6 protein-coding genes (1 of these 6 cut by a window edge) are annotated in these 9,688 nt (G+C 66.9%); 5 read left to right on the top strand and 1 reads right to left on the bottom strand.

Annotated elements, in window-relative coordinates; genetic code table 11:
- From VO57_006660 to VO57_006645, 4 genes are all read left to right on the top strand, one after another.
- Positions 1-717, top strand: the 3' portion of a protein-coding gene (locus VO57_006660) for a glycosyltransferase family A protein (protein XBL71016.1). 213 nt of this gene lie to the left of the window's left edge; 717 of the gene's 930 nt are visible here — the last part of the coding sequence; its start codon lies off the left edge, out of view; it ends in the stop codon at positions 715-717.
- On the top strand, positions 714-2,171 hold the full coding sequence (locus tag VO57_006655) for a lipopolysaccharide biosynthesis protein (protein XBL71015.1): 1,458 nt from the start codon (positions 714-716) through the stop codon (positions 2,169-2,171). Before VO57_006660 ends, VO57_006655 begins: the two co-directional genes overlap by 4 nt.
- Positions 2,172-2,247: 76 nt before the next feature.
- Entirely contained in the window at positions 2,248-3,231 is a 984-nt protein-coding gene (locus tag VO57_006650) for a retroviral-like aspartic protease family protein (protein ID XBL71014.1), read from the top strand.
- A gap of 45 nt (positions 3,232-3,276) precedes the next feature.
- A complete protein-coding gene (locus VO57_006645; GenBank protein XBL71013.1) occupies positions 3,277-5,091 on the top strand; it encodes an ABC transporter ATP-binding protein/permease in 1,815 nt (604 codons plus the stop codon).
- Positions 5,092-5,109: 18 nt separating this feature from the next.
- On the opposite strand, the gene VO57_006640 is transcribed toward VO57_006645, so the two are convergent.
- Positions 5,110-7,947 (bottom strand): pitrilysin family protein, encoded by a 2,838-nt coding sequence (locus VO57_006640; GenBank protein ID XBL71012.1) that lies wholly within the window; start codon positions 7,945-7,947, stop codon positions 5,110-5,112.
- 184 nt (positions 7,948-8,131) lie between these two features.
- Between VO57_006640 and VO57_006635 the strand changes: the two genes are divergently transcribed.
- Positions 8,132-9,679: a SulP family inorganic anion transporter gene (locus VO57_006635; protein ID XBL71011.1), complete on the top strand. Its 1,548-nt coding sequence runs from the start codon at positions 8,132-8,134 to the stop codon at positions 9,677-9,679.
- Positions 9,680-9,688 lie beyond the last annotated feature (9 nt).

The raw sequence follows: 9,688 nt of genomic DNA, 5'->3' as shown, positions 1-9,688 counted from the left end.
GCGATCCTCGGCGACCATGCCGCGCGCGATCCGCGCGTGCGGGTCGTCACGCTGGAGCGCAACGCCAAGCTGCCCGGCGCGCTCAACGCAGGCTTCGCCCGGGCACGCGCAGACTGGCTGACCTGGACCTCGGACGACAACATCCTGCATCCCTCGATGCTCGAAACCCTCCTCGCCGAGAGAGAGCGCCATCCCGGTGCCGACGTCCTCTATGCAGGATACCGCCTGATCGACGCCGCCGGGCAGGCGACCGGCGAGGTGTCCGCCCTGCCCTGCGACCAGCTGATCGAGCGCAACGTGGTCGGTTGCTGCTTCCTCTATCGGCGCGAGGTCCACGAGAAACTTGGCGGATATGACAAGGCGCTGTTCGGGGTGGAGGATTACGACTTCTGGCTGCGCGCCGCACGGGCGGGCTTCCGCCTCCAGCCGGTCGATGCGCAGCTCTACGACTATCGCCGGCACGAGCGCAGCCTGACCGACCGGCGCTGGTACGAGATACGCGACGGCGTGGCCCATATACTGGAACGTGAAATCGAACTTTGTGACGACTCCCGCATGCGCGCGCGGGGCTGGCTGACCCTGTTCACCGGCAATCCCTATACGCCCAGCCCGCGATTCCTGCTCAAGGCGCTGCGCGAACACCCGCCGACCGTGCTCACCCGCTGGCGCGATCTGCTGGTCTGGGCATGGCGTGCGCTTGCCTGGAGGGTCAAATGAGCCTGACCGATTCCGTGCGGTCCGCGGTTGCCTGGCGCTCCGGCAGCCAGATCGTCGCGCAGATCATCACCTGGAGCGTCACGCTCGCGGTGGTGCGCATTCTCGATCCGGGCGACTATGGCCTGTTCGCGATGGGGCAGGTGATCATCACCTTCCTCTCTTTCCTCAACGGATACGGCTTTGCCAGCGCGCTGATCCAGCGCGAGACGATCGACCGGCAAATGGTGCGCCAGACATTCGGCATGCTGATCCTGGTGAACTTCGCGCTCGCCGCGATCCAGTTCGCACTCGCCCCGGTGGTGGCCGACTATTACGGCCAGCCGCTGGTCGAGAAGCTGCTGCACGTGCAGGTTCTGCTGTTCCTGTCCGTTCCCTTCGTCGCCATTCCCGAAGTGCTGCTGGTTCGCGAGCTCGATTTCAAGCGCCCGGCGGTGGTCAACATCATCGCCGCGCTGATCTCTGCGGGCACGGCGCTCACCTGCGCGCTTGCAGGCCTCGGCGTATGGGCGCTGGTATGGGCGCCGATCGCCCTGTTCTGGACCCGCGCGATCGGGCTGACCATCGCCGCCAAAAGCCTCGACTGGCCGAGCTTCGACTTTCGCGGGAGCAAGCACCTCTTCACCTACGGCACTTGGGTGCTGGCGAGCCACTTCTGCTGGACCATCGCCACACAGGCGGACATCTTCTTCGCGGGCAGCCGCCTCGATCCGCATGATGTCGGCCTGTATGCAGAGGCGATCTTCCTCGTCACGATCATCACCGCGCGGTTCATCCCGCCGCTGAACGACGTCGCCTTCCCCAGCTTCGCGCGGCTGCAATCGGATCGCGAGACGCTGGCGCGCGCCTTCCTGACGGCAGTGCGGCTGATCATGCTGGTGGTCAGCCCGATCTTCCTTGGCATGTATGCCTCGGCAGAGCCGCTGGTGCTGACCGCGTTCGGCCCCAAGTGGGGGGAGATGGCCCCGATCGCCGCCACGCTGGCGCTCGCGATGCCTGCTTTCACGGTCTACATTCTCTTTTCTCCCGCCTTCAATGCGATCGACCGGCCCGACCTGTCAGCCAAATCGAGCGCGGTGGTCGCTGCGATCCTGATCACCGCGTTCCTGATCGGGCTGAGCGATGGCAGCATCGGCCTCGCCCGGGCATGGGTCTTCGCAAGCCCACTGCTGCCGCTGGCCGCGCTGTTTATCGGCGGCCCAGCGCTGCGGATCGACGGACGCGGCCTGCTGGGTGCAGTGACCCCCGGTCTGGGCGCGGCCTGCGGCATGGCGCTGGTGGTCAAGCTGGTCGCGAGCCTGCTGCCCGCGATGCCTGCGCCGATGGAACTGGCCGTGCTGGTGAGCACCGGGGGCCTCGCCTATCTCGCGCTGGTCTTCATCCTGCGGCGCGACATGCTGTTCGAGATCATCGATCTGGTCATCCGTCGCCGCGCACCACCCGTGCCCAGCGCCTGACAGCAATCGTCCAACGCCTTTGGCGCATCGCCGCCACGGTGGTAGATCTACCACCGGACGAAGGAGAGGACGAGCAATGGCTGCCTTCACGGCTCATGCCGCAATTCTTGCGCTGGTCGCGATGTCCTTCGCCGAGCCGGCCCAACCCCCGGAAGTCGCTGCAGCCGCACTGCCTGAAGATGCCGCGCCGCCGGCGATCGAGCGCGTCCGCCTGCGCGAAGGCGGGAACGACAGGCTGACCGTGCCGGTCGCTATCGATGGCAGCGGCCCCTACGATTTTCTGATCGACACTGGTGCGCAGGGCACCATCCTCAGCAACCGGCTGACCGGCGCACTCGGCATGATCCCCAGCGGCTCTGCGACGATCGTCAGCACCGCGGGCCGCGCGCGGGTCGAGACCGTGCGGATCGACAGCCTGGTATTCGCCAACAAGGATATCGCGGGGCTTACCACTCCCGTGCTGGACCATGGCCACCTCGGGGCGGACGGGATTCTCGGGCTCGATGCGCTGCAGGGCCTGCGCGTGCTGATCGATTTCCGGGCCGGCCGGATGGATGTGGTCGATACGGGCGAGCAGGCGCCGCGATTGGGTTACGACATCGTCGTGCGTGCGCACGAACGCAGGGGCCAGATGATCATCGCCGACGCGCTGATCGACGGTGTCGAAACGGCGGTGATTATCGATACCGGCGCGCAGTTCTCGCTCGGCAATCTTGCCTTGCTGGAGGCACTGCAGGCGCACGAGCGCGAGACGGTCAGGGGGACCGATGTTCTGGGCCTGAACTACGACGGGCGGATCGCCAGAGTTGCCGCACTGCGGCTTGGCAGCCTGCAACTGGCAGACCTGCCGGTCGCCTTCGCGGATAGTCCCGCGCTCGACGAACTGGGCTTTGCCGATAGGCCTGCAATGCTGCTCGGGATCGGCAATCTGCGTCGGCTCGACAGGCTGGCGATCGATTTTCTCCACCGCCAGGTGCTGTTCGACCTGCCCGATGGTGTCGCCCCTCAAGGCCCTTCGGTTCGCCGCGCCCGGGCGACCCGGCTCGACAAGGAAACCTGATCGCGCTTGTCTCGGGCGCGTGCGGTAACCACATGCCGCCCAGCAATGGGGCCTACCGACACAACCAGATCCGACCAGCCAGCCCCCGAAGGATGGCAGACGCTGCGGCGCTTCCTGCCTTATCTGTGGCCGGCGGACCGTACCGACCTGCGCATCCGGATCGTGCTTGCGCTGCTGCTGGTACTGGTCGCCAAGGGCACCACGCTTGCCCTGCCCTACGCCTATCGCGCGGCGGTCGATGCGATGGAGACGCCCGCCAACACTGCGGCGATGGTCGCGATCTCCTTCGTGGTCGCCTACGCCGCCGGGCGGTTTGCCAGCGTCGCGTTCGACAATGTGCGCAACATGATCTTCGAACGGGTCGGGCAGGACGCGACCCGCCAGTTTGCCGAGGACGTTTTCCAGCGGCTCCACCAACTCTCGCTGCGCTTCCACCTGTCGCGCCGCACGGGCGAGGTGACCAAAACGGTCGAGCGCGGGACCAAGAGCATCGACACGATGCTCTATTTCCTGCTGTTCAACATCGCGCCCACGGTGATCGAGCTGATCGCGGTGGCGGTGATCTTCTACCTCAATTTCGGGATCGGGCTGGTCATCGCGACCGCAGTGACCGTGATCGCCTATATTGCGGTGACGCAGATCATTACCGAATGGCGGACCAAGCTGCGGCGCGAGATGAACGATCTCGACGGGCAGGCGCTGGCGCGCGCGGTGGACTCACTCCTGAACTACGAGACCGTGAAGTACTTCGGGGCCGAGGCACGCGAGCATGCCCGCTATGCCAAGGCCGCGCGGCAATATTCCGAAGCGGCGATCAAGTCCGACGGTTCGCTCGGCCTTCTTAATATCGCGCAGGCCTTCATCATGAACCTGCTGATGGCGGGCGCGATGGGCTACACCGTGTGGGGCTGGAGCCGGGGCGACCTGACCACTGGCGATCTGGTGTTCGTGAACACCTACCTGACCCAGCTTTTCCGCCCGCTCGACATGCTCGGCTTCGTCTATCGCACGATCCGGCAGGGGCTGATCGACATGGCGGCGATGTTCCGCCTGGTGGACGCCGATGTCGAGGTAGAGGACGTGCCCGGCGCGCCCGCGCTGCATATCGAGCGCCCGGGCATCGTGTTCGAGAATGTCCATTTCGGCTACGAGCCCGATCGCAGCATCCTCCACGGCCTCGATTTCGAGATTGCCGCAGGCGAGACGGTCGCGCTGGTGGGCCCTTCGGGCGCGGGCAAGAGCACGATCGCGCGGCTGCTGTTCCGCTTCTACGATCCGCAGGTCGGCCGCATCCTGATCGACGGGCAGGATATTTCGCAGGTGACGCAGGAAAGCTTGCGCGCCGCGATCGGCATCGTCCCGCAGGACAGCGTGCTGTTCAACGACACGATCGGCTACAATATCGGCTATGGCCGCCCGCACGAGACCGGCCCGGCGGAAGAGGCCGCCATTCGCGAAGCGGCGCGTGGTGCCGCGATCCTGCCCTTCATCGACGCGCTGCCCGACGGCTTCGACACCGAAGTCGGCGAACGCGGGCTTAAGCTTTCGGGCGGGGAGAAGCAGCGGGTCGCGATTGCGCGCACGCTGCTGAAAGACCCGCCGATCGTCATTCTGGACGAGGCGACCAGCGCGCTCGATTCACGGACCGAGCAGGAAATCCTCAAGACCCTGAAGAGTGTCGCGCGTGGGCGGACCACGCTCGCCATCGCGCACCGCCTGTCGACCATCGCGGATTCGGACCGCATCCTGGTGCTGGAAAACGGACGCCTCGCCGAACAGGGCCGCCACGCGGATCTGCTCCGGCGTGACGGCCTCTATGCCGAAATGTGGGCGCGCCAGCAGGCCGACGGCGAGGCGTAGCGCGCCCGGAACGCTAGCCTACTCCTCCAATCCGAAATCCGCCGCCGACAGGTCGAGCCCTTCGGCCGGGATCACTTCGACGTCGGGCCGGAGCGCGCGCAGGTCGTCAATGAACTCGGCCGCATTGCCAACGATGACGATGGTCGCGTTCGCGGGATCGACCAGCTCGCGTGCCGCCGCGCTCGCCTCTTCCGGCGTCACCTCTGCCAGCCGCGCGGCATAGCGTGCCGCCTCGGCAGGCTCGATGCCCTGCTGCATCAGCCCGGCAACGATGGAGTTGAAGCCCGAGCTGCTTTCCAGCGAGCGCGCGTAGTTGCCGCCCAGATAGAGCCGCCGCTTGTCCAGCAGTTCCTGCGCAAAGGGTTCGCTGCCCAGCCGGGCGAACTCGTCGAGGAAGATCTGTGCGACCTCGTCGGCGGATTCGTTCTTGGTCTGCGCGCTCGCCGCCAGCACGGAATCGTCCGCCCGGTCACCGAAGCCCGAATAGGCGCCGTAGCTGAGCGAGCGCTTGGTCCGGATCTCCTCGAACAGACGCCCGCTCGACCCGCCGCCGAGCACCGCGTTGGCCAGATCCAGCGCGTAATAGCGCTCGTCATTGCGCGGGATCGCACGAACCGCCGCGACGACGGCGGCCTGACCTGCCTCGGGCATGTCGATTACCACCGTGCGGACCGGCTGCGCGGTGCCCGCCGGATCGGCGACCGGCGTGGGCGCAGGCGCATCGACCTGCCAGTCCCCGAACAGCGTGTTCGCAAGCGCGGTCGCCTGCGCGGGCGCGATGCCGCCGCTGACGATGATCTTGGTCTCGCTCGGGTGCCACCAGGTCTGCCTGTGGGCAAGCAGGTCTTCGCGGGTGATCGCGGCGAGGCTGTCCGCCGTGCCGCCGGGCTGCGATCCGTATGGCGAATCGCCATACATCACCAGAGTGGCGACCTTGCCCGCCAGCTCGCCGGGGTCCTTCATTTCAACCAGCAGACCGTCGATCGCACGCTTGCGCTCCCGGTCCAGCTCGGCCTGCGGATACTGGGCGGAGCGCACGATATCGGCCAGCACTTCGCCCGCCGCTTCGAAATTGACGACCGGCGCGGTCAGGCTGAAAAAAGTGCCATCGCGCCCGGCGGTTGCGCCGAAGCTGGCGCCCAGGCTTTCCAGACGCGCGGCGATTTCCTGCGCGCTCATGTTCGCCGTGCCCTGATCGGCCAGTGAGGCGGCGAACTGGGCAACGCCTGCCTTAGCGCGCGTATCGGTGGACGCGCCGCCGGGCACCAGCACGGTCATCGTCGCGATCGGAACCTCGCCGGTCTGCGCGGCGACCACATCGATCCCGTTGGTCAGAGTCTGCTCGACGATCTCGGGCGCGACCACCGTCGGGCGCGCGCCTGCTGCGGGCGGCTGCTGCCGCTCGCCTTCGGGAAGCACGGAGAGCGGCTCTCCGGTCGCGGCGGGCAGGCTGCGGAAAGTCGGCATCGGGACCGGGTTGGCATAGGCCTCCGGATTCTCCTCGCCCGCGACATAGCGCATGTCGACCCGCGCGTTGGAGGCGAGCCACTTGGCCGCCGCCCGCTGGACATCTTCGGGCGTCACCGCCGCGATCGCTGCCAGCCGGTCATCGGCGGCGCGGGGGTTGCCCGTGGACACCAGCGCCTCGCCCAGCTCGAACGCCCGGCCCCGCGCAGTCTCGCGCCGGCGCAGCGAGTCTGCGAACAGCTCGCTCTTGGCTTCGGCAAGTTCGGCCGCGCTCACCGGCTGGGTGCGGATCTTCTCCAGCTCCGCCTTGAGCAGCGCGTCGACCTCGTCCGCGTCGGCGGTGGGGTTGGTGACCGCGAAGCTGGCGACATAGCCGCCCTCCTCGCTTTCGGAATAGAACATCGCGCTGTCGACCGCCTTGCCGGTGCGCACCAGCGCATCATACAGGCGGCTGCTCTGGCCGCGCGCCATGATCGCGGTCAGCACGTCGAGCGCGGCACTATCCGCACTCCCCGAGCCGGGCGCTTTCCAGATCGACCCGGCAACCGGCAGCGGCACGTTGGGCGCGGTGGCGACGAAGCTGCGCGGCTCGGTCCGCTCGGGCTCGCGCGCGGTGATGGTCAGGTCGACCGGGTCCGCGCGGCGCGGGATGTCGCCGAAATACTGGTCCACCAGCGCGCGCAGGTTGGCCATGTCGAAATTGCCCGCGACGATCAGCGTGGCGGTGTCCGGCCCGTAGAACGCCTGGTGGAAGGCGCGCGCGTCATCGAGCGTCGCGGAATCGAGTTCCTCGATCGAGCCGATACCCGGCCGCCGCTGCGGCAGCACATCATAGGCGTTCTCCGCAATCACGAAGCGCTGGAAGCGACCATAGGGCGGTGCGAGCACGCGCTGGCGCAGTTCTTCCTTCACCACCCCGCGTTCGGAATCGAACACCTCCTGGTCGATCACCGGCTTGAACATGCGTTCGCGGTGGGTCCACAGCATGGTTTCGAGATATTCCGCCGGAACCGTCTCGTAATAGTTCGTCCGGTCGGACCCGGTCGAGGCATTGCGCGTGCCGCCGACATCCGCCGTCAGCCCGTAGATCATGTTGTAGGGCATGTTCTCGGTCTTGCGGCTGAGAATATGCTCGAACAGATGCGCGAAGCCGCTGCGCCCTTCGGGATCGTGCTTCGACCCGACCTCGTACCACAGCGATGTGGTGACCGTGGCGGTGCCATCGTCGGGAATCGCGATGACGCGCAATCCGTTGTCGAGCGTCCATTGCGTAAACTCGATCTCGGGCGCGGACAGGCCCGGCTCCAGATCCGGCGCGGCATCCTGCGCCAGCGCGGGCGTGGCAAGGGCAAGCGCGGCGGCGCCGACGGCAAGTGCGGATTTCAGCATGATAGTCCCCCAGAAAAGCTCTGCGCGCCAATGAACCAGAGCGCCCCGCCACCCGCAAGGCCGCGCACCTGCCTATCGACCAACGCCTTGAGCAATCGGCGAAGCGCGCACGCCCTCGGGGTTGTGTTGCAGCGCAGCATGGTGCACGGGTCATGCGTTCCAGACAAAAATTGACGGATTTCCCATGACGCCCAGCACCGGCGCGCACGCGCATGCCAGCACAGCAGCCCGATGGAAGCAGGGATGGTTCGGCAATGTCCGCGCCGACGTGCTGGCGGGCATCGTCGTCGCGCTGGCGCTGATCCCCGAGGCGATCGGCTTTTCGATCATCGCGGGCGTCGATCCGCGCGTGGGCCTTTACGCATCGGTCGCGATCGCGATGGTGATCGCGTTCACCGGCGGGCGCCCCGGCATGATCTCCGCCGCGACCGCTGCGGTGGCGGTGGTGGTGGTGCCGCTGGTGCGCGATCATGGCGTGGAGTACCTGTTCGCCGCCACCATCCTGATGGGCATCTTCCAGGGCATTGCCGCGCTGCTGAAGCTCAACCTGCTGATGCAGTTCGTATCCCGCAGCGTCATCACCGGCTTCGTCAATGCGCTCGCGATCCTGATCTTCATGGCGCAGTTGCCCCAGCTCGACCCGACCAATGAAGGCGTGAACTGGATCACCTACGCGATGGTCGCGGGCGGCCTCGCGATGATCTATCTCGTTCCCAAGCTCACCACCGCGATCCCCAGTCCGCTGGTTGCGATCATCGTGCTGACCTGCCTGTCGCTGTGGCTCGGCTCGCCGGTCAACACCGTGTCCGACATGGGCGAGCTGCCCCAGGGCCTGCCCTTCTTCATGCTGCCCGACGTTCCGCTGACTTGGGAAACCTTCGTCATCATCGCGCCCTACTCGCTCACCATGGCGGCGGTCGGCCTGCTCGAAAGCCTGCTCACCGCGCAGATCGTCGACGATATGACGCACACTGGCAGCGACAAGCAGCGCGAATGCGGCGGACAGGGCGTGGCCAACATCGTCGCAGCGCTGTTCGGCGGCATGGGCGGCTGCGCGATGATCGGCCAGTCGGTCATCAACGTGACATCCGGGGGGCGTGGGCGCCTTTCCACCTTCACCGCGGGCCTCGCGCTCCTCATCATGCTCGTCCTGCTCGGCGGGATCGTCGGCCAGGTGCCGATGCCCGCGCTGGTCGCGATCATGATCATGGTCTCTATCGGCACGTTCAGCTGGAACTCGATCCCCAACCTGCGCGTGCACCCGTGGCAGAGCTCGATGGTGATGTTCGTCACCGTCGCGGTGGTGGTGTTCACCCACAACCTCGCGATCGGCGTTCTGGTGGGCGTGCTGCTGTCGGGCATCTTCTTCGTCCAGAAAGTGATGCACATGTTCGAGGTGGAGCGCACCCGCACGGTGACCGAGGAAGGCGAGACCGCCACCTACACAGCGCATGGCGAGATCTTCTTCGGCAGCGTCGCCCGGTTCGAGGCGGCGCTGGGCCCCGAAAGCCTCCAGCCCGACCCGGCGGACCACGTGATCATCGACGTGACCCGTGCGCACTTCTGGGACATCTCCGCGATCGGCGCGCTCGACAAGGTGGTCGAGCGGATGCGGATGCATGGCCGCAGCGTGCAGGTCGTCGGCCTCAACGAGGCGAGCGCGGACCTCGTCGACCGCCACGGCGCGACCGACCGCACGGGCGTGGAGATCGGCCTCGCGCCGCATCCGTAGGGCGCTGGA

This window comes from Citromicrobium bathyomarinum, assembly GCA_001306305.2.
GTDB lineage: Bacteria > Pseudomonadota > Alphaproteobacteria > Sphingomonadales > Sphingomonadaceae > Alteriqipengyuania > Alteriqipengyuania bathyomarina.
Note: the sequence above shows the minus strand (reverse complement) of the source record. Positions and strands in the feature narration are given on the sequence as shown.